The sequence below is a fragment of the Paraburkholderia sp. EG304 genome (assembly GCF_046543485.1).
GTDB classification, from domain to species: Bacteria; Pseudomonadota; Gammaproteobacteria; order Burkholderiales; family Burkholderiaceae; genus Paraburkholderia; species Paraburkholderia youngii.
In genome coordinates this window covers 143,440-163,540 of sequence record NZ_JBKGUA010000009.1, presented here as the reverse complement: position 1 = coordinate 163,540, position 20,101 = coordinate 143,440, and the positions used below count along the sequence as shown (strand labels likewise).

General features: G+C 64.6%; 18 protein-coding genes and 2 pseudogenes. 9 read left to right on the top strand and 11 right to left on the bottom strand.

From position 1 onward, the window contains the following. Nucleotides 1–90 precede the first annotated feature (90 nt). From ACLFKU_RS13705 to ACLFKU_RS13685, 5 genes and pseudogenes are all read left to right on the top strand, one after another. Complete coding sequence (locus ACLFKU_RS13705; protein WP_368582372.1) at nucleotides 91–381, top strand: hypothetical protein; 291 nt, start codon at nucleotides 91–93, stop codon at nucleotides 379–381. 57 nt (nucleotides 382–438) lie between these two features. After that, on the top strand, nucleotides 439–582 hold the full coding sequence (locus ACLFKU_RS13700) for a hypothetical protein (RefSeq protein ID WP_368582373.1): 144 nt from the start codon (nucleotides 439–441) through the stop codon (nucleotides 580–582). Nucleotides 583–678: 96 nt separating this feature from the next. Next, on the top strand, nucleotides 679–906 hold the full coding sequence (locus ACLFKU_RS13695; protein WP_013092139.1) for a hypothetical protein: 228 nt from the start codon (nucleotides 679–681) through the stop codon (nucleotides 904–906). A 284-nt stretch (nucleotides 907–1,190) separates the two neighbouring features. Next, the gene (locus ACLFKU_RS13690) at nucleotides 1,191–2,135 is read left to right on the top strand and encodes a peptidoglycan DD-metalloendopeptidase family protein (protein ID WP_410849447.1); all 945 of its coding nucleotides are present in this window, start codon (nucleotides 1,191–1,193) and stop codon (nucleotides 2,133–2,135) included. Nucleotides 2,136–2,801: 666 nt separating this feature from the next. Beyond that, nucleotides 2,802–3,491 (top strand): annotated as a pseudogene (locus ACLFKU_RS13685) (sterol desaturase family protein); the annotation flags it as partial. 183 nt (nucleotides 3,492–3,674) lie between these two features. Here ACLFKU_RS13685 and ACLFKU_RS13680 read toward each other — a convergent pair. The 5 genes from ACLFKU_RS13680 to ACLFKU_RS13660 form a co-directional block, all read right to left on the bottom strand. Continuing rightward, nucleotides 3,675–4,820 carry an MFS transporter gene (locus ACLFKU_RS13680; RefSeq protein WP_410849446.1) on the bottom strand — a complete coding sequence of 382 codons (1,146 nt, stop codon included), beginning with the start codon at nucleotides 4,818–4,820 and terminating at the stop codon, nucleotides 3,675–3,677. Next, a complete protein-coding gene (locus ACLFKU_RS13675; RefSeq protein WP_410849445.1) occupies nucleotides 4,817–5,611 on the bottom strand; it encodes a DeoR/GlpR family DNA-binding transcription regulator in 795 nt (264 codons plus the stop codon). Before ACLFKU_RS13675 ends, ACLFKU_RS13680 begins: the two co-directional genes overlap by 4 nt. A gap of 101 nt (nucleotides 5,612–5,712) precedes the next feature. Continuing rightward, nucleotides 5,713–7,218 carry a PepSY-associated TM helix domain-containing protein gene (locus tag ACLFKU_RS13670; RefSeq protein ID WP_410849444.1) on the bottom strand — a complete coding sequence of 502 codons (1,506 nt, stop codon included), beginning with the start codon at nucleotides 7,216–7,218 and terminating at the stop codon, nucleotides 5,713–5,715. A gap of 34 nt (nucleotides 7,219–7,252) precedes the next feature. Next, nucleotides 7,253–9,628 carry a TonB-dependent receptor gene (locus tag ACLFKU_RS13665; protein ID WP_410849443.1) on the bottom strand — a complete coding sequence of 792 codons (2,376 nt, stop codon included), beginning with the start codon at nucleotides 9,626–9,628 and terminating at the stop codon, nucleotides 7,253–7,255. Nucleotides 9,629–9,710: 82 nt separating this feature from the next. Continuing rightward, a complete protein-coding gene (locus ACLFKU_RS13660; protein WP_410849442.1) occupies nucleotides 9,711–10,121 on the bottom strand; it encodes a DUF2946 domain-containing protein in 411 nt (136 codons plus the stop codon). An 86-nt stretch (nucleotides 10,122–10,207) separates the two neighbouring features. Between ACLFKU_RS13660 and ACLFKU_RS13655 the strand changes: the two are divergent. Continuing rightward, nucleotides 10,208–11,258: pseudogene (locus ACLFKU_RS13655) on the top strand (tetratricopeptide repeat protein); the annotation flags it as partial. On the opposite strand, the gene ACLFKU_RS13650 reads toward ACLFKU_RS13655, so the two are convergent. From ACLFKU_RS13650 to ACLFKU_RS13640, 3 genes are all read right to left on the bottom strand, one after another. Then, nucleotides 11,253–11,849, bottom strand: coding sequence for a molybdopterin-dependent oxidoreductase (locus ACLFKU_RS13650; RefSeq protein ID WP_410849441.1), 597 nt, complete (start codon nucleotides 11,847–11,849; stop codon nucleotides 11,253–11,255). The pseudogene ACLFKU_RS13655 and the gene ACLFKU_RS13650 overlap by 6 nt on opposite strands. A gap of 251 nt (nucleotides 11,850–12,100) precedes the next feature. Then, entirely contained in the window at nucleotides 12,101–13,408 is a 1,308-nt protein-coding gene (locus ACLFKU_RS13645) for a LysR family transcriptional regulator (protein WP_410849440.1), read from the bottom strand. After that, the gene (locus ACLFKU_RS13640) at nucleotides 13,405–14,106 is read right to left on the bottom strand and encodes a GntR family transcriptional regulator (RefSeq protein WP_410849439.1); all 702 of its coding nucleotides are present in this window, start codon (nucleotides 14,104–14,106) and stop codon (nucleotides 13,405–13,407) included. Before ACLFKU_RS13640 ends, ACLFKU_RS13645 begins: the two co-directional genes overlap by 4 nt. A gap of 391 nt (nucleotides 14,107–14,497) precedes the next feature. Between ACLFKU_RS13640 and ACLFKU_RS13635 the strand changes: the two genes are divergently transcribed. The 3 genes from ACLFKU_RS13635 to ACLFKU_RS13625 all read left to right on the top strand — a co-directional run bounded on the left by ACLFKU_RS13635 (nucleotide 14,498) and on the right by ACLFKU_RS13625 (nucleotide 16,862). Continuing rightward, complete coding sequence (locus ACLFKU_RS13635) at nucleotides 14,498–15,340, top strand: gallate dioxygenase (RefSeq protein WP_013092128.1); 843 nt, start codon at nucleotides 14,498–14,500, stop codon at nucleotides 15,338–15,340. Beyond that, on the top strand, nucleotides 15,340–15,699 hold the full coding sequence (locus ACLFKU_RS13630) for a protocatechuate 3,4-dioxygenase (RefSeq protein WP_176106500.1): 360 nt from the start codon (nucleotides 15,340–15,342) through the stop codon (nucleotides 15,697–15,699). Before ACLFKU_RS13635 ends, ACLFKU_RS13630 begins: the two co-directional genes overlap by 1 nt. A gap of 170 nt (nucleotides 15,700–15,869) precedes the next feature. Then, nucleotides 15,870–16,862, top strand: a complete 993-nt coding sequence (locus ACLFKU_RS13625) for a GNAT family N-acetyltransferase (protein ID WP_410849438.1) — start codon at nucleotides 15,870–15,872, stop codon at nucleotides 16,860–16,862. A 30-nt stretch (nucleotides 16,863–16,892) separates the two neighbouring features. Here the strand turns inward: ACLFKU_RS13625 and ACLFKU_RS13620 are convergent, their stop codons facing one another. The 3 genes from ACLFKU_RS13620 to ACLFKU_RS13610 are packed head-to-tail and all read right to left on the bottom strand — an operon-like array spanning nucleotide 16,893 to nucleotide 20,022. Then, nucleotides 16,893–17,528 carry a membrane integrity-associated transporter subunit PqiC gene (locus ACLFKU_RS13620; protein WP_410849437.1) on the bottom strand — a complete coding sequence of 212 codons (636 nt, stop codon included), beginning with the start codon at nucleotides 17,526–17,528 and terminating at the stop codon, nucleotides 16,893–16,895. Continuing rightward, nucleotides 17,525–18,820 carry an MlaD family protein gene (locus tag ACLFKU_RS13615; protein ID WP_368582387.1) on the bottom strand — a complete coding sequence of 432 codons (1,296 nt, stop codon included), beginning with the start codon at nucleotides 18,818–18,820 and terminating at the stop codon, nucleotides 17,525–17,527. The genes ACLFKU_RS13620 and ACLFKU_RS13615 overlap by 4 nt, the downstream gene beginning before the upstream one ends. Beyond that, nucleotides 18,817–20,022 (bottom strand): paraquat-inducible protein A, encoded by a 1,206-nt coding sequence (locus ACLFKU_RS13610; RefSeq protein WP_410849436.1) that lies wholly within the window; start codon nucleotides 20,020–20,022, stop codon nucleotides 18,817–18,819. The genes ACLFKU_RS13615 and ACLFKU_RS13610 overlap by 4 nt, the downstream gene beginning before the upstream one ends. Nucleotides 20,023–20,101: the final 79 nt, after the last annotated feature.

Genomic DNA, 20,101 nt, shown 5'->3' with positions numbered 1-20,101 from the left:
GCTTCTGTTCGGCGAATTGAAACGCCGGGGGCCGGCGCACACTGAGTTCGTCCCGTCGCGTATATCGCGCTTTTCCGTCAGGAGCCCCGGATGTCTTCCCGTCACAACAAACCCCGCCGGTTCGACGCCGACCTGCCGGAACTCACCACCTCGGAATGGGATCAACCGGCGCAGCGTCCTGACGACATCGCAATGCGCGAATTGCAACGCGGCTCCGAAGCCATTCTGCGTCTCGCCACCCAGGCACACGCGGCCGTCGCCCGAAGCGACGAAGCGGGCGCGCAAGCCGCACGCCAATCGCTCGAAACGCAGCTGACGTTCACCACCGCCCTGATCGATGAATTGCTGTTCGGTGCGCCCGAGCGCTCCACGCTGCATTGACCGCGAACGCGGCAGCAAACCGTACTAACCCGTAGTCCCGACTTTCCGAAAGCTGACATGAGCGCGTTGACCGTCTTTCTTTGCATCTGGGCCATGGTCGCGTTTTGCGCGGTCCTGTTCATCCGCGGCGCGAGTCCGCGCGTCGAGCGTCAGGTAGGAGAGCCGCGCGCCCGTCGGTCACGCTATTCGATCGCCGAGTAACCCGCACGTCCAACGACGCGGAATCAACGGGGTAACATGAGGAGCGCCGGCGCCACTGCCGGCCGGCACCGACGATGTTCCTCAGGAGGTTCTCGTATGGACACACATTCGATTCTCGGCATGCTGCATGCCGAAGAGGCTTTGCTGGTCTCCATCGTGCGGTCGCTGCCTGACGACATCAAGCGCAGAATCGCCAACGACTTTCACGAGCAGGCGCAACTCGCCGAAAGCTCGCATCTGAATCCCACCACGAACCGCGAAACGAGCGATGCATTCAAGGCCCATGTCCGGCGTCTGTCGAACATGCTTGCGTCGTTGTCTTGACCCGGCCGACCTCCGCACGACCGGGCCGAATATTCCGGCTCGTTCTCTCGCCGCATCGCAGGCTCATTTGGGGGCAGCTTAAGGCTGGCCTAAGAAAGCGACCCTAGGCTGCCCCGAGCCTCATGCAGCGTCTTACGCAGTGCCAGCAGACGCTGATTCAACGAAACCACCTCGTCGTGCGTGCCTTTTGCGCATGCGACGGTCGACAGTCGTTCCTGAACATGCCTCTATCTGTAGCTCGTCTTTTGCCGCGGCGCGCCAGCAAAATCATTGTCGTATGTGCAATGAGCTCGGTATGCGCTGCCTATCTCGTCACTCATGAACGCGCCGGGCGCAACGACGAACCGGATGTGTCGCTTCTGAGCAAGGACTCGACGGCGGCCGTTGCCCGCACGCCGAGATCGGCGTCGGCATCCGCACCGGCGCTGCCGGCTGCGCAAGCCCCTACATTCACCGTGAGGGAAGCGCCGGTCGAGCGCACCTTCGCGGCGGCCGCGCAGAACCTTGGCATCGATGCGGGCACAACAGCGATTCTGTCAAGCGCGTTTCGCGACGAGATCGATCTGTCGCGCGATCTGCAAGCCGGCGACCGCGTGAGCGCCATATTCGAAACCAGTAGCGACAACGGCAAAGACGCAGCGCATGAACCGTTAGCGGTGCGCATCGTACGAGGCTCGACCGCACACGACCTGTTCCTTCACAAGAATCCGCAAGGTCAACCGCATTACTACTCGAAAGACGACGTCAGCACGGGGCCTACGTTCGAGCGCTATCCGCTCGACTTCACGCGCGTGTCGTCGGCTTTCTCGTTGCGCCGCTTCGATCCGGTAGTGCATCGTTGGCAAAGTCATGACGGTGTCGACCTTGCTGCGCCGGCCGGCACACCCGTGCGTGCGACCGCGCGCGGCGTGATCCGCTTTATCGGCCGTCAGACCGGTTATGGCAACGTGGTCGTGATTCAGAACCCCGCATCGTTTTCGACGACGTTCGCGCATCTGTCGCACTTCGCGAAAGGACTGCGCGCCGGCAGCCGCGTGATGCGCGATCAGGTGATCGGCTATGTCGGCAAGTCCGGTTGGACGACCGGGCCGCATCTGCACTTCGAGGTTCACGTCAACGATGTGCCGCAGGATCCGCTCAAGGTCGATCTGCCGCAGAAGAAGTCGCTTGCCGCCGATGAATTGCGGCAATTCGAGCTGCGGGTCGCGCAATTGACCGCGCTGCTGTAAGCCATTTGTCGTCTCAACTTTGCGACACGTCGGTCCGCATGACCCAGGCACTCGTTCGGCGCATCGCGCGCCGGCGATTCCGCCCGGTACGTGTCGCAAACCTCGGCGTGTCAATCCGCATTCGGGTATTCCCGCGCGCGTCGAACGATGTGTCCGAACCAGCACGAACTCGTCGGAGCATTCACGCAGCGTCTCATTTCCGATGCATCGCGTGCGATCAGGCCTGCTTCGAAGTGCATCGGCACGCATCCGTCCATACGTGGCAACGCTTCGTCCCAGCATGGCATAGCCGTTGCAATAAGTCCGGCACAAGAACTACACATGTTGCAGCCGGAATTTCACGCAGTGAATAAATGCCGACGGCAGCAAACGTCTTCGCGATTCGCGCTCGGGGAGCTTGGCGCAACACGCGAAGTACGGCGGGGCCACCACCAAACGGATGTCGACAAACAACGACGACGCGAGCGGACGATACGGCAGTATCTATCGTCCGCTCGCGATCGTGACGGCGTGAAGCGATGACCCCGCCATTTTTTCCGTGCTTGCGGGCGCAGCCGAATTCGCGGCGGCCCCGGGCGAAGGGGCGCTTGCGCGCAGACCGGCGGACTGCGAAGATCATACTAACGCTCATCTACACGGTATGCAGCCGCTGCATCAGGGGATGCCATGCTAGCGTCGAGCCCGTTTCCGGCATTGCTGCACCACGCGAGCCTGTGGCTGCAAGGCTACGCGCTCGCGCTGGTCATGATGGGACTCGGCGCGTTGCTCGAGCGCCGCTGGCCAGCCGCATTGCTGCAATCGCGCGCGGGGCAGCGTCTGAACATGGCGTATGCGGGCGTGTATCTGGCGTTGGTGGAAGCCACGAAGCCGCTGACCGCGGCCGCAAGCGTCGCGATCGTGAATGCGCTCGGCGGCGGCATGGTGGTGCTGGTGTCGCGCGGGTGGGGCGCGCTCGCTTCGTTCGTGATCGTACTGCTGACGATCGATTGCCTCGAATACGCGTTTCATCGCTTGCAGCACACGTGGCCCATCCTGTGGAAGCTGCATTCGCTGCACCATAGCGCGGTGGATTTCAACGTGACGATCACGTTGCGGCATCACTGGATCGAAGTGCTCATCAAGGGCTGCCTGCTCTATCCGCTCGTCGGCGTACTGTTCAAGGTCGAGCCGTGGATCGTCGGTGCGACGTCGATCGTGTTCATGTTCGGCAACTACTTCGCGCATCTGAACTTGCGCGTGGACCTCGGCCGCTACGTCGCGTGGGTCAACAATCCGCAATATCACCGCTTGCATCACTCGATTCGCGCCGAGCATCTCAACCACAACTTCGCGCAGCTATTGCCGATGTGGGATCACGTGTTCGGCACGCGCTGGGTGCCCGCGAAACACGAGTGGCCCGCCACCGGTCTCGACGATGGCACGCAGCCGAGCTCGCTGCTCGGCGCGTTCGGCTGGCCATTGGGTCAGCATGCGGGGCGCGATGCGTTACCCGTTCGCAAGCCGCTTGCCGTGCTCGACAAGAAAGCGAAATAGCGCTGGCTAAGCGGGTTGCGCGCCGCGCACCGCCTTGCCGCCCAGCAGCGACACGATCAGCGTGGCCATCACCAGCACACCCAACGCCGCGCGCAAGCCGAGCACGCCGGCGCCGAAACCGATCAGCGGCGGCCCGACCAGAAAGCCCGCATAGCCAAACGTGGCCGCCATCGACACACCGATCGCCGGCGTCGCGCTCGAACGGCCCGCCGCGCTGAAAATCACCGGAACGATATTCGCGAGACCGATGCCGACCATCGCGAAGCCGACGCACGCGGTCAGCACCGTCGGCAGGCTCAGCACAAGCGCGAGTCCGGCGAACGCGATCAGACCGCCAAGCGCGACGACCTTGCTCGAGCCGAAGCGTCGCACCGACGCATCGCCTGCGATGCGGCAGGCCGCCATCGAAAACGCGAACGCGGAGTAGCCGATCGCGGCAATGCTCGCTTCCTGGTTCAACGTGGAGCGCAGGTACACCGCGCTCCAGTCGGCCACCGCGCCTTCCACGAGCATGCACATGAACGCCAGCAGCGCCAGTTTCATCACGGCGCTGTCGGGCCATGCGAATCCGCTCGACGCGGCGGCCGCGCGCGGACCGATATCGCGCAACGCAAACCATGCAGCAAAAATGATCAGGGCCGCGATGAACAGATCGGGAACGAGCAGCCCGCCCATGACGCCGACGCCGCCTTTCTGCAGCATCGCGCCGCTCGCCGCGCCAAGCAGGCCGCCCGCGCTCCACGCGGCATGAAACGACGACATGATCGGCGCGCGCCAGCGTGTTTCGATCGCGCTCGCATGTCCGTTCATCGACACGTCGAGCGCGCCGTTCGACGCGCCGAGCGCAAACAGCACCACGCACAACGTCAGCATGCCGGGCGCGATCGCGGGCAACGGCAACACGATCGCGAATGCCGCGCCGAGCAGCGCGGTGGCGCGGCCGCTGCCGACGCGCGGCGCGAGCTGTCCCGCGAGCGGCATCGCGACGATGGCGCCGAGCGCGAAGCAGAACAGCGCAATGCCGAGCGAGGTGTCGCTGAGCGCGAGGCTTTCCTTGATGCGCGGCACCTCGACCGCCCATGCGCCGATGCCGAAACCGTTGGCGAGAAAGACGGCGAGCGTCGCGATGCGTTCCCTGACGAGTGAGTTCATGGGCGTGCCACCATCACGTTATCGCAGACGGCCTCGAGGCTCGCGATACGCGCGCCCGGTACGTCCGCTTCGACGAACAGATGATCGACCGACGAGGCAGGCGCTACCGCGAACGGCGCCGCCGTGATCAGCTTTTCCGAGGTCAGCGCGATGGCGATCTGGCCGCTCGCTTTGACCATTGCGCGTTTTAGTTCTGCATCCTCTGCGTCGAATGCGGCGACGCCTTCGTCGGGATCGAACGCGCAGGCGCCGAGAAAACACAGGTCCGCGCGGATCTGCTGGACCTGCAGCAGCGCGGTCGCGCCGAGTGAGCCCGCCGCGCCCCCGGCGATGCGGCCGCCGATCAATATCACGTCGATCCCCGGCCGGTTCAGCAGCCGCGCGCAGGCCTCGGGCGAATTCGTGACGACGGTCAGGCCGGCGTTGTCGGGCAGCGACGCCGCGATCGCGACGTTCGTCGAGCCCGCGTCGAGCAGCACGATCTGCTTCGGACGAACGATCGATACGGCCGCCGCGGCAAGGCGTGCCTTGCGATCGACGGCCTCGTGCATCCGGAGCGCCGCGGGTTTGTCGGCGGGCGACATCAGCAGCGCACCGCCATACACCCGCTTGCAGTAGCCCTGATCCGCGAGATCGCGCAGATGGCGGCGCACCGTGTGCTCGGAGATCTGCAGCTCAGCGGCAAGCTCGGCCGCGAGCACGCGACCATGCGTGTGCAACCGCTCCAGAATCAGCGCTTCGCGCTGCTCGGGCAGTAGCCCGTTGATCGCTTCTTCCCGGGTTCGCTGCATAGGTCTCGTCTCCGTTTCGGCGCAAACCGATCATAAACGAGCAAAATGTAGCGCAAACGCTCGTGAAGTGCAAGCGGGGGCGAGCGCGGCTTGCCGTGGCCTCAGGCGACTCCGGTCAATTCCGGTCGCGAGTCGCGGCCGAAAACCAGCCGGTCGAGCAGCAACACCGCGACGAGCGTTGCGCCCATCAGCGGGAACACGACGCCGAGCAGCACGAGGCCGGTTTTCCAGCCCCGCATCGGCGGTGCGGCGCGCTCGCGCGACGGCGCGCCGAGCGAGCGTTGCGGCCGGCGTTTCCACCACATCATGCAGCCGGTCACCGCGAGCGCGGCAAGGCCGAGCGAAATGGCCGCGCACAGTAGCTGATTCGCGACGCCGAAGTAGCGACCCATATGCAACGACGTGCCGTACGACACGGCCTTCGCGATCGCGCCGTAATCGCTGTAGCGGATGTCCTTCAGGATCGCGCCGCTGTATTGATCGACGTACAGCGTGCGTTCGTCTCGCGGATTCGCGGGGAACCAGGAAAGCGTGTAGACGCCGGTTGCGGAGGTCGGCAGCACGATGCTGTAGCCGTCCGTGATGCCGAGCGATGCGGCGAGCGCGACGATATGGCCGAGCGACAGAGGCTGTGCCGCGTCGCTGGCCGAGGAAGAGGGCACGCTGGAGTTGCCTGCGGCCCACGGCGTGAGCGGCAACGGCAGGTCATCCATTACCATGCCGGGCATCGAGTCCATGTCGGTATGCGTGGCATGCTCGCTCATACGTCTCGCGTGGTCGGCGTGATCCGGCTGCGCTCCCGGCACGCTGGAGCGCAATGGCAACCCGCCCCACGCACCCGGCGGCGCGCCCAGCTTCGTCGCGGTCGCAAACGCCTTGAACTGCTTGCCCCACGAGCCGGTCCACGGCAGACCGGTCAACACGAACGCCAGCGCGCCCAGCGCGAGCCAGATGCCCATCACCGCGTGAAGACTTTTCCATAGCGGACGTCCCTTCAGCGCGAGGCGCGGCAGCAGCACAGCGCGCGCGGTCGTTCTGCCGCGCGGCCACCATAGCGCGATGCCGGTGCCGATCATCACGAGCGTCCAGCATGCGGCCAGTTCCATCAGTAGCTCGCCGGGCTTGCCGAGCAGCAGCTTGCGATGAATCATGCGATCCACCTGCATCAAGCGGCGCTCGACGCTCAGCGTGCCCAGCACCTCGCCGTTGTACGGATTCAGATAGACGCTCTGCTGCGTGCCGTCCGCGAGCCGAAACACGAATTCGGCGCTGCGTTGCGGATCGCGTGTGATCGCTGCGGTCGTCGCGACCGAACTGGGCGGCATCGCCGCGCGCGCTCGCGCGAGCAGCACGTTGTCGGGCAGTCTCGGCACCGCTTGCGGTGCGACGACCATCTGCTGCCGATACAGCAGCGGCTCGATCTGTGGCTGGAAGCAATACAGCGTGCCGGTGATGGCGAGCACGAGCAGAAACGGCATCACGAAGAGGCCCGCGTAAAAATGCCAGCGCCACAGTGTTCTATAGCCTGGATGTGCGGGGCCGCTGGTGGCGGCAGCGGTCGCACCGTTCTGCGCACGTCCGGGTTCGGCGGTTGGAGTCGTGGACATGAAATCCTCGTCGGGCAATGGGGCGATGGGTTGCTCAGAGACGCAGCTTCGCTTCGACATAAAGCGTGCGGCCCGGATACGGGTGATAGACGAAGTAGCGCGCGTCGAACAGGTTGTCGACGCCGATGCCGAGTTCGCTGAGCTTCGTCGGCTTGAACGTGAACTTCGCGTCGGCGACCGTGTAGGTGCTGGTGCCGCCGAACACGTTGGGGTTCGTGTCGGTATTCGTCAGCGTGTTGTACTGACGGCCCGAGTAGCGCGCGGCGAGCGTCAGCGCCGCTCGCGCGTCGAAGTGATACGTCGCGGCGAGATTCGCGCGCCACAGCGGAATGCGGTAAAAGTACTTGCCGACCGAGGCCGGATTCTGAGCGTTCTCGAGGATCTTCGACTGCGTGTACGCGACGCTCGCGAGCAGATCGAGTCCGCGCACGAATACGTCCTCGCCCGAATAGCTCGTTTCGACGCCGCGCGAGCGAACCTTGCCGATGTTCTGGAAGTTCGTCACGTTCGGGATCACGGTGGTGTCGGTCTGACTGAAGATCGTGTTCTTTACGTCGTCCTGAAACAGCGACAAGCGGAACACGCCATTCCAGTGCGCCCATTCGGCGCTCAATTCTGTCGACAGATCGTCTTCAGGCTGCAAATGCGGATTGTTGTTGACGATCGCAGAGCCATTGAATTGCCCCTGGAACAGTTCGCTCGCGGTCGGAAAGCGATAGGCGCGCCCGATCGACGCGCGCAAAGTCAGATCGTCGCTGACATCAAACGACAGCGACGCCTTCGGCGAAAAGTGACGCTGGCTGGCGTCGCTGTACGGAATCGTCGTGCCGGGCAGCGACTGTGCGCCGTCGTAGGCTTGCCAGTCTTCATAGCGCACGCCGTAGACGAGCTTCCAGCGCGGCAGAAAGCGCCATGCGTCCTGCGCGTAAAGAGCTTGCGTCTGCGTCTTGCCGGTGAATGCGTTGGCGAACGAGGCCGCGTCGCCGTCGCGCCAAGCCAGCGTGTGGTAGGTCTGGTTGTCGACGAAGTAGTTGTCGTAGTGGTAGCCGAAGCTCAGTGCGTGATTGGCTAGCCCCGGCTGGTTCGTCGCGGGCGTGTAGGTGCCGCGCAGGTCCAGCGTCTTCCACCCGGTGCCGTGGCCGAACAGCACAGTGCCGGGTCCATTGCCCGGGCCGCCGGCATTCGCGGTGCGTGCGACGCTATTGCCGATGTCGTAATACGACGCAATTGCCTCGCCGTTCCAACCGGTCGCGTTGCGCGTTTTCAGCGACACGCCGTAGAGCCAGTTCTCGCTGTGCCCGAGACTCGGTGCAAACGCGGCCGCCGGAATCGCGTAGTGGTAGCCGTTGATCGATACGTTGCCGCTGTAGACCGGGTTGCCGTCCGGGTCGCGCAGGAAGGTCGAGGTTTCGCTGTTGTAGGTCTGGTGCCGGTAGCCGAGCGTGAAGCCGCCCTGCAGCGTCGGCGTGAAGTCGTACTGCATCTTCAGCTTGAACTGGTCCTGCACCGTGTGCTCGATGCCTTCGCCGTTCACGCCGAGCACGGCCGTCGGCGTATCGGTCTGGTTGTCGTAGAAATGGGCGCCGGTGACGGGCGTGTCGCCGGCCTTCGCGGGCGTGGTCGATTGCGCGAGCGTCGCGAATTGCAGCGGCTGACTCGTGTTCTCGAGATGATTGACGCCGAGCAGGTATGAGAACTTGCCGATCCGATCGCCGAGCGACGCGCTCGCTTCGCTGCCGTTGAAACTCTGGTTCACGCCGAACAGGCTGAAGTGCTGCGTGAATGCCTTGACGTCGGCGCTGGCCTCGAACTGCTTCGGCATGCGCGTGCTGATGAGCACGGTCGCGCCTAAAGAGTTGCCGGGGTACAGCGCGGAAAACGGCCCGTAGATTACGTCGACCTGCTGGATCTGGTCGGGATACACCATCGACCAGCGCGGCGGAAACGAATAGCTATTGCCGAGCAGGTTGCTGAGCAGCAAACCGTCCGCATAGACGAGGCCGCGCGCGCTCTGCGTATTGCTGGTGCCGCGCACCGCGATGATCGAATTCAGATCGCCGATGAAGCGCTTGCGTACCGCGAGGTTCGGCATGTACTTGAGCACGTCCTCGGTGTTGACGACGTTCCAGTTCGCGAACTGATCGCGCGTGACGGTTTCGACGGTGGCGGGCAGGTTCGGGTCGACGGCGCGTGGTGTAGCGCTTGCACTTGCGCTCGCATTGACGCTGACGGCGGGCAACGTCGCATCGGCGTCGGCGTCGGCGGCATGCGCCTGTATGGCGACAAAAGCAGGCACGAAAGCAGGCACGAGCGCGGGCCAGCGAACGGAACGACGAACCGCGCGATGAGCGGAACAGACAGCGTCACGACGGACGCAAAAAGACAGCCTTCGCAGCGCGAAGTTGAACATGAACGTTTCCTCGATGCATTGAACAGGCAATCGCAGGCTTCGTCGACGTGAACGACGAAGGCGCGATCAGAACCGGCAGCGATCAGGAAACGACAGGTGGCGCGCGCGGACGTCCCGACGGGAACGCGCCCAGTGGCGTGAAGCGGGTGGACAGCGTGGGCGGCGCGGTGCCGGCCAGCGGTAGCGCTGCCGGCGGCTCGGCGGCAGCGAGCGTCGGCATCGCGACGTGATGTTCGAGCAGATGACAGTAGCCGCACGCGCCGAATGCATCGTCGTGGCTTAGATGCACGGTGGCGGAACTGGCTTGAGCGACGACGCTCGCATTGCTGATATCGCTCGCGCCGCTCGGATGAAGCGCCGAACACAGCGCGGCAATCGGCTCGTGAGTGCGGCCCGATTCGAGCAACTGACTGATGAGCGGCGCGAACACGACGAGCCACATGGCGACGAGGCCAAGCCATGCGGTCAGGTGGTTGCGGGAGCGTCGAGTCATGAGCGTCGAGGAAAAGACGGGGGCGATTCTAGCATCACCGCACGATCCTTTCATTCGTAATGTCAGGTATAGCGGGGGATTAGACCGGCTCGCTATTCGGTTCGCTCGGCCGCCTGTCGGCCGCTAAATCGACGTATCAGCGATTGGTGGCGCTGCGCCCGCTCGACGCGAACGCGCATTATCAACTCGGCAACGTGCTTTACGGGCTCGGTTATCGTGCCGAAGCGGAGGCGGCGTTTCGGCAGGCGGTCACGATTCACCCCGACCACGCCGAGGGGCACTTCAACCATGGCATCGTGCTGCGCGACCTCGGTGCTGCTGTGGCAGGCAGACGGCCTCGGCGACATGCTGCAATTCAGCCGCTATGTTCCGCTGTTGAAGGCGCTGGGGGCCGCGCATATCGCGTTTGCGTGTGCGCCGGCGTTGCATCGGCTGATCGCGAAGGTGGATGGCGTCGATGCGGTGCTCGACCACCACGGAGCGCTCACGCGCGTCGCGACCTACGATTGCTGGACCAGTCCGCTGAGCGTGCCGCTGCATCTACGCACGACGCTGGATACGCTTCCGCGCCCCACGCGACTGAGCGCGGAACCCGCGCTCATCGAATACTGGCGCTCCACGCTCGACGCGCTGCCGCCCGGCCACCGGGTCGGTCTGGTCTGGAAGGGCAACGCGAAGCATCATAACGACGCAAATCGCTCGCTGCCGTCGCTCGCTGCCGTCGCTCGCCACGCTCGCGCCGCTGTGGAGCGTGCCGGGCCTGGACTTCGTGAGCTTGCAGAAGGGGCAGGGCGAGGACGAAGCGCGCACCCCGCCGCTCGCGCAGCCGCTGCTCGATCTCGGCGCGCGCGTGACGGACTTCGCGGACAGCGCGGCGGTCGTCGCGCAACTCGATCTGGTGATCTGCGTCGATACGTCGATACGTCGATCGCGCATCTGGTCGCATCGCTCGGCAAACCGTGCTGGGTGATGTTGCCCGAAAGAGATGTGGACTGGCGCTGGATGCATGAGCGCGACGATTCGCCGTGGTATCCGCACACGCTGGGTCTGTTCCGGCGCGCGCCAGGGGAAGACTGGGCTAGCTCGGTCGAGCGCGTGCGGCAGGCGTGCGTCGAGCGATTCGGCGGCGCGCTATGACGCCTCGGTGAGCTGCATGTGATACAGGCCCCACGGCGACAATTCGAAGCGGTCCTTCAGCGGCCTGGCCGCGAGTTCGGGAATCTGATCCGCGTCGTAGATCGCCCATAACGGCCCCACGCCACCGAGCGCGAGCGGCTTGCCGTCCATTTGCGTCGCGACGATGAAGTGATACTCGCGCACCTTGTCGAGCGTCGTCTGCACCGCGTAGCCGTCGACCGCGTGCATGACGATTTGCGTGCTGCCTGCATCCGGCGCGCCGATATGCGCGAGCACGTCGGTCAGCAGCGGGCCGCTGAACGTATGCAGGTGCGCATCGTATTCGATCGTCGGATGGATCGTCACGGACTTCATGCTCGCGAGCAACGGCAGATCGACCCCATACGCTTGCGAAAACTTCACCTGGTGCTTCGCCAGCAGTTGATCGAAAGCCGGATTGAGCGCGCCGCGATTGCGGTTCCTGATCGCACCGGAGATCGTCAGGAGAACTGGAGACGGCGCGCATTCGGCATGCTCACGCTTTGCGCCGAATGCGGGCGCGACCGCCGCGCCCAACACCGTGGCGCTGGTCAGGAACTGGCGTTTGTTCATTACGTTTTCTCCGGCTGTCGATGAGACTTCGCGTGGTGATGTGCGCGCTCTTCTATTGTCGGAGAATTGCCGCCGAAGATGATACGGCGATGCTTCATTTGCGCGTCATTCGCTATGCTATTTCCGCATGCGATTCACCGCGGAACTGGCACGCTTTTCGCGGACGCTGCGTGACGCGGGACTACGGCACGCTGCCGGCGCCGTTCGACTGGCGCGCGTTTTCCGACAGCCTGCGAGATCGATGGAAACGCTCAGGTCGAGTCGATACTGACCGTGCGCGTCACATCGACGACCGACAGCCGGATCGCGTCGATCAAAGCGCGCGCGGCCGGCGACGGCGTACCCGCCGCGCGCATCGTCAGGCCGATCTCGCGCCGCGTGTTGTGCAGCGGTACGTCGAGCGCCACCAGTTGGCCGGATTGAATCTCGTGATGCAGCTGCTGCGCCGACAACGCCGCCGCCATGTCGGTGCCGAGCAGCAGCCCGCGAATCACCGCGAGGTCGGCGGTCTCGACGGTCGGCAGAGGCGGCTTTACCTTCATCCGCTTGAATTGCGTTTCGAACAGCGCACGCGCCGGCGCGTTGCTGCGCGGCAGAATCCATTGCGCGTCGCGCAGACCCATGATGGTCAGATTGTGCGCTTGAGTCAGCGGATGACCGCGGCGCACCAGCACCACCATGTTTTCCGACATCAGCCGCTCGTTTTTCAGGCCGCTCGTCGCGTCGTTCTCGCGCAGTGCGCCGAGAATGAAGTCGATGTCGCCCGCGCGCAGACCGGCCACCAGCGTCTCGTACGCGCTCTCGTCGGTGACCACGAGCACGCCCGGATTCTCCGAGGTCATTCGCGCGATCGCCTTCGGCAGGATCAGCGTGCGTCCGAGCGGCAACGCGCCGACCGTCACCGAGCCCTGAATCTTGCCGTGCAATGCGGCGATATCGTCGGGGATGTGTCGCAGTTCGTTCAATGCGCGGCGTACGTGCAGCAGGAACGTTTCGCCTTCGGCCGTCAGCAGGATGCCGCGCGGGCTGCGATGGAACAGGCTCAGTCCCGAGCCGCTTTCGAGTACGCGGATCGCGGCGCTCACCGCGGGCTGGCTGATGCCGAAGGTTTTTGCCGCGCTCGGCATATGCCGATGCCGCGCGAGCGCGGCGAACAGTTGCAGGCGCCGCGTGTTGAGCAGGTACGCGGGCAATGCGCCCTCCGATACGGACCGGCGGCGCGTCTGTCGCGCGGCGCACCATTGCGCGAGCTCTTCGAGTTCAGCGAAGATCCGCTCGCAGCGATGCAGCACCGCGCGGCCGACCGGCGTGGGCAGCATGCCCGAAGGACCGCGATCGAACAGCGGCACGCCGAGCGCCGACTCGAGCTCCTGCACGGAGCGCGTGACCGCCGACTGCGCGCGAAACAGCGCAGCCGCCGCACGCGTTGCGCTACCCATGTCAGCGACGAGCCGGAAGGCGCGCAATTGCGCGAGATTGAGCAGGTCCTTGCTGCTGACCGACAGCGGCGCTTTGGCGGCCGCCTGGCTGGTTTCGGCGGAAAGTGCGTCGTTGCTCATGCTGCGCCCGCGATCAGATGCAACGATGGCAGCGACAGATTCAGACTCTCCTTCGAGATGTGCGTGTGCTCCTTCATCAACGCATCGACGCGCGCGCCTTCGCGTTGCTTCAGCGCGTCGACGATCGCGTGATGCTGGCGATGCGCGTACATCAGCATCATGAACTGACGCTCGCGTGCGGCTTCGTCGAACGCGATCGTGAACGGCGACACGAACGGCACTTTGTCGTTCAGGCTGAGCGCGGCCGTGATCGCCTGGTTCTGCGCCGCTTCGACGATCAGCGCATGAAAGCGGCCGTTCATCTGTGCGTAGCGCGCGTCGTCTCCTGGCTTCAGGTGCTTTTGCTCGAAGATTTCGTCGCCTTCGCGCAGGCATTCGTCGAGCGCGGCGGCGAGCGCCGCGCTCATGCCGTTTTCGGCCACCGAGCGCGCGGCGAGTCCTTCGAGCACGCCGCGCACGTCGATCGCATCGAGGACGTCACGCACGCTGAAGCGGCGCACCACATAGCCGCGCGAGCCCGAACGATCGAGCAGGCCTTCGGACGACAGCACGCTCAACGCATAACGCAGCGGCGTGCGCGACACGCCGAGCCATTGCGCGAGCTGTGCTTCGACGAGCCGCTGCCCGGGCGACAATTCGCCCGACAGGATCTTTTCGCGTAGGGTCTGCACAATCGCTTGCTGGGTCGTCTCGTTCATCGTTTCGTCGCTCGTCGGAAGCACCGCAGTATAGCCACGCGCGCAGCACCGCTCCAAGCGTTGAAAAAGTGCGTTGCGAGTTGTTTTCGAGGTCATCTGTTTTATTTATCGCGTGCCGAGGCGCGAGGAGGCCGCGAAAGGCTCGCCACACGGGCTTGGGATACCGAGGGAGCCCTGCGCGGCGTGGGTCGCGGCGGTGTTCATCGGCTCGCCGGGCGCCAGAATACCGGGTTTTTACCCATCATCCCGGTGCAGCCTGAGGTATACCCGTGCTTCACGTATCGAGGCACAATTTCTATCTTTGTATCCCAAGACGGTCGCGGTGACTAGCGCGGTACGCCAGGCGACCTATCCGATTGGCAGCAGCACGAAGTGACGGAAGAGAACGAATATGGCAAGGATCATTGGTGGTATCGGCACGTCCCATGTACCCACGATCGGGTTGGCGTACGACAAGGGCAAGCAGAATGAACCGGCATGGGCGCCGATGTTCAAGGGTTATGAACCGGTGGCGCAGTGGCTGGCCGAGCAGAAGCCCGACGTGATGGTGATGTTCTACAACGACCACGCGAACAGCTTCTTCTTCGATTGCTATCCGACTTTCGCGCTGGGTGTGTCGCCCAACCACGAATTCGCCGATGAAGGCGCGGGCAAGCGTCCGCTGCCGGACATCGCCGGCCACCCGGATCTGGCGATCCATATCGTCGAGCAACTGGTCGCCGACGAGTTCGATCTGACCGTCTTCCAGGAGCGGCCGCTCGATCACGGCGTCAATTCGCCGCTGTCGCTGATGCTGCCGCATCAGGGCGGCTGGCCGCTGTCACTGGTGCCGCTCGAAGTCAACGTGCTGCAGTATCCGCTGCCCACCGCGAATCGCTGCTACCGGCTCGGCCAGGCGCTGCGTCGTGCGATCGAATCGTTCGAACAGGATCTTAAGGTCGTGGTGGTCGGCACGGGCGGGCTGTCGCACCAGGTGCATGGCGAGCGCAGCGGCTTCAACAACACCGAATGGGACATGGAGTTCCTCGACCTGATCGTCAACGATCCGGAGCGTCTTGCCAGGATGAAGCACGTCGACTACGTGCGCCTGGGCGGCGCGGAAAGCGTCGAGACGATCATGTGGCTCGCAATGCGCGGCGCGCTCGGCCAGAAGGTCCGCGAGTTGCATCGCAGCTACTACCTTGCGACCAGCACCGCGATGGCCGTGACGATCTACGAAGGAGAGGTGGCGTAATGAATCCGCAACTGGTTGGCGTCGAAGAATTGACCGGCACGTATCCGTTCGATATCCGCCAAAGCATGAAGGCGATGCGCCTGAACCGCTTTTTCTGGCAGATGCGCGAAGCGTCGGCGCGGGCGCTGTGGCTCGAAAATCGCACCGCCGCTTACGATGCGGCCGGCCTGACGCCGGAAGAGCGCGCGCTGGTCGACAACACCGACTGGATCGGTCTGATCCGTTATGGGGTGTCTTTCTTCGTGCTCGAGAAGTTCGCGCGCGTGGTGAAGATCACCAATCTCGGCGTGTACGCGAGCATGCGTGGTGAGACGCTCGAAGAGTTTCTGAAGACCCGCCAGGTACCCGACGCCGTTTAAAGGCCAGGCATCGAAGGCGCGCAACGAAGAAGCAAGCCGGGTTCGTTCGAGCCCGGCTTTTTTCATCTGGATGCCGCGTTGCAACGATCCCGACTGCAATTTGGCGTTTGCTTAAGTTGCGGGCCGCAACTATATTGATTGCGCAACGCAACGGATATGCGAGCGTCATCATGGATCTGATCGAAGCCCCCGCCAAGCCTCGCGACACGACGATTCTCGAACTGCGGGAGTTTTCCCGCCGCCTGGTTCGCGAGCTTGGTTTCATGTGCACGACGCTCGCCGATAGCGATCTGGCGCCCTCGGCTGTGCATGCGGTGATCGAGATCGGCATGTCGCCGGGCATCAGCGCCAAGGATCTGGCGACCATCCTGCGGCTCGACAAATCGAATACGAGCCGGCAGATCGCAAAGCTCGAAGCGAGCGGACTGGTCGAGCGTACGGTCTGCGCCGACGATGCCCGTTCTTCCGAGTTGCACCTGACGGCCGAAGGTCAGAAGCTGCGCAAGAAGATCGACCGGTTCGCGACCGATCGCGTGTCCGGCGCGCTGCGGCGCATGGTTCCCGCCGACCAGCAGGCGCTGGTCCGTTCTCTCGCGCTTTATGCGGACGCTCTTGCGCATGATGAGGTCAGCAAGCTTCCTGCAACGGAAGCGGGGTCCGCAGGCATCGTGGAAGGCTACCAACCCGGCTGCATCGGCGATATCGCGAGTCTGCACGGGCGCTATTACGCGCGGCACTGGGGTTTCGGCGCCTTCTTCGAGAAGAAGGTCGCGACGGAACTGGCGGAGTTCGCGGGCGCATTGCCGGCCGAAGGGAAAGGGCTTTGGCTTTACGTCGAAAACGGCCGCACGCTCGCGTCTGTCGTGATCGATGGGGATAACGACACCGGTGTCGCGCATTTGCGCTGGTTCATCGTCGACGATTCGTTGCGCGGCTCCGGGATCGGACGGCAATTGCTGGCGCATGCGATGCGTTTCGTCGACGAGCGCTTTGACGAAACCTATCTATGGACTTTCCAGGGGCTCGACGCGGCGCGTCATCTGTACCAGTCATTCGGTTTTCGGCTGAGCGAAGAATCGGAAGGGGAGCAATGGGGAACACGCGTCGTCGAGCAGCGTTTCGACCGGCCTTCCGCAAAGAAGGGCGGTAGCGGCATCGCGTGATCGGCGCAGCGGCGGGCTCGAACCCTTCGGTCAATGCGCGACGACCGATGCCGCGATCCGGTCGGCCAGGTCGGCGAGAATGCGGCTCAACGCGGCCGCCTGCGCGAACGCATCGTGTCCGTCCATCGCGGAGTCGAGCGTCACCTGCTGCCGCAGTGGCACCTGATCCGAATGCCCGTTCAACAGGGTCCATTCCGCCTGCAAGGTCAGCGTGCCGCTCGCGTTGGCCGTCGCGTTCAGTACGGTGACGACCAGCCTGCGCGTGCCGGGTGGCGCGGGCGCGTCCGGCACGACGAACGACCCGGCGGGCAGCCGCGTGAGCAAGTCCTGGGCAAGCGTTTTGCGCATCATCTGAGCGAGCGGTGCGCCCCACCGGTCGCTGTCGTCGATCGTCAGGCGGTTTTGCGAAGCCAGCGTGACGACTTCCAGCCGATCGAGCACCGCCGGAATATGCACGGCGGTCAGCTGAATCGGTTGCATCGGCGCCGTGGCTGGCGGCGCGTCGGCGGGCATCGGGTTCAACGTCACATAGCGCGTCGGTATGCTGTGCCCGCATCCGGTGAGCGTCATCGCCGCGACGCAGACGACAAACGCCGCCGTCCAAACGCGCGTCGTGAGCGATGCCTCGCCGGCGCGTCCGATGCGAAGCGTGGACCTCGTCATCATTGAGTCTCCTGCTGCCTGCCATGGATCAGCGCCTCGGGATGGCGGTCCAGATAGTCGGCCAGTGCCCGAATCGAGCGCGCGGTGTCGGTCAGCTCCTGCATCGCGGCAGGCAGATCATTCTGGCTCGACGCATCGCCGCCTAACGTACGGTTCGCCGCGGCAACGGTGCGATCGGCCGCGCTCGCCGTGTCGCGCAGTTGCGCGACGAGCGGACCGATTTGCGGCGAGACCTGCTGCAACGTGTGATCGATCTGCGCGACGGAGTGGTCGATGTGCGTCAGGCTGTCCTTGATTTGCGGCGAGGAACTGAGCGCGTTGATATGCGCGGCGATACTGCGCACCTGTTCGCCGGTTTGCCGGATCGGAAGATCGTCGATTTTCTGGATCACCTCGTTGGCCTTGGCCATCGTCGTGTCGAGATTCGCGGCGGCGACACTCGGAATGACGGGCAGGTCGCCCTCGCTGGCGAGCGTCGCGACCGGCGCGCCTTGCACGAAGTCGAGGGTGATCTTGTCCGCGCCGACGACCGGCGGATCTTGCGACAAGCGCGCGCGCAAGCCCGTGGCGACGAGGCGGGCGAGCATGCCGTCGACGAGCGGGCGCCAGTCGCCGTTGGCCGGCGGCGGCGCGCCGACGATGCCGAGCTGCGACGGATTCAGCGCGATCTGCACCGGGGTGCTCAGCGCGCCCGTGCGTGCGTCGTAGTTCAGCCGCACGCTGGTGACAGTGCCCACATCGAAACCGCGCAATTGCACATCTGCACCGCTTTTCAGGTCGCCGACCGCACCGTCGAAGCGCACCAGATAAGTGACGACCGGGCCGTGCCCCGGTGCGAGCGCGGGGCGGCGATCGACTCCGTCGAAACGCGAAGCCGGTTTGCCGGGTCCGGGCTCCATCACGATCTCGGGGCCGGACAACATGCCTTTGAGCGACGCTGGGTCGTTGAGGTCCACGTGGGCTCCGCGCAGAAAAAACTTCGTCTCGCTGCGCAGATACTTTTTCTCGGCGCGATCTATCTTGAGCTCGGCTTGCACGTGCTGGCCATCGGGCGCGAGCGTGATCTCCGAGACCGCGCCGACCTTCACGCCGCGCAGCGTGACGATCGTATCGTCGGGCTTCATGCCGTACGCGTTGTCGAAGATGACCGTGACCGTCTCGCCCTGATGCGTCAGCGCGCGAACGCCGAGCCATCCGGCCATCGCGAAGGCGGCGATCGGCACCGCCCAGATCCAGCCGGGCCATGGGCTGCGCCGCACCTGAGCTTGCGAACGACGGGGACGCGTGCCGCTCATCGCTTGCTCCGCGGGTGGACGTCCCACATCAGGCGCGGGTCGAATGCGCGCGAAGCGGCCATCGTCAGGAACACGACCAGCGCGAACGCGGTGGCGCCGATGGCCGGTCTCGCCGACGCGATGCCGTCGAACTGGATCAGCGGCACGAACGCGGCGATCGTGAACACGTCGACGAACGACCATCGTCCGAGTTCGTCGATCAGTCGATACAGATGCGCCTTGACCCGCAGATGCCGACGCGAACGGCGCCGCACGGAGACGATGAACCAGCCCATGCCGACGATCTTCGCCACCGGAATGACGATGCTCGTGCAGATGATCAGGATGCCGAGCGGCCACAGGCCCACGTGGAACAGCTCGTAGACGCCGTCGATGACCCTGGTTGATTGGATCTGTCCGAGTTGCATAGAACTGGTCATCGGAAAGACGTTGGCCGGGATCGTCAGTACGAGCGCGGCGAGCGACAGCGCAGCCGCGCGCACGACGGCGTCGGTTTTGCGAGCGCGCAATCTTAGCCCGCAGCGAGGGCATGGACGGCCCTCCTGCGACATCGGCACGACCAGATCGCAAACCGTGCAGGACAGCGGCGCTTCGTGTTCAGGCAGCTCGTTGTCCGTGGCGATCGCGCGCCACACGGTTCTGCGGTCGAGCGATGCGCGCGTGAGCATCGACAGCAGCGCTGCGGCGATGAAACAGTAGCCGCCCGGGGCGATCGTGCCGGTCAGATTCTGCGTCACGCGCGCGTAGCCGACGAAGCAGCCGACCAGATAGACGTCGGGCATGGCCCAGATATCGAGCGAGGTGGTCCAGCGAAACAGCGCGCCGATTGCCCTGGTACGCCAGCCGAGCCGTAGCGCGACGAGAACTGCCACGAGGCCGCCAAAGCGGACGAAGGGCAGCACGATCCCGAAGGTGCCGAGCAGCACCGCGAGAATGAACCAGCCGTCGTTCCACATCTGCACGATGCCCGACGACAGCACTGACGAGTGCTCGACGCCGAGCATGTGCACGTACATCAGCGGCGCGAGATTGGCCGGAAACAGCAGTACGAAGGTTGCGCTCGCGCAGGCGAGCGCAGCGGCCTGGCTTCGGCCGTTACGCCGCTCGAGCGGAAAGTGGCAGGCGCGGCAACGCGCGTAGGTATCTGCGGCGAGCGGCGGGATGTCTTCGAGCGCGCCGCATTCGGGGCAGCCGATCGTCATGCGACGTTCTCCATCGGCTGTCCGCTTTCAGGCGGGCAGTGCGTTGCGTATGAGGTTTCGCCGATCATCCCTCGACCCC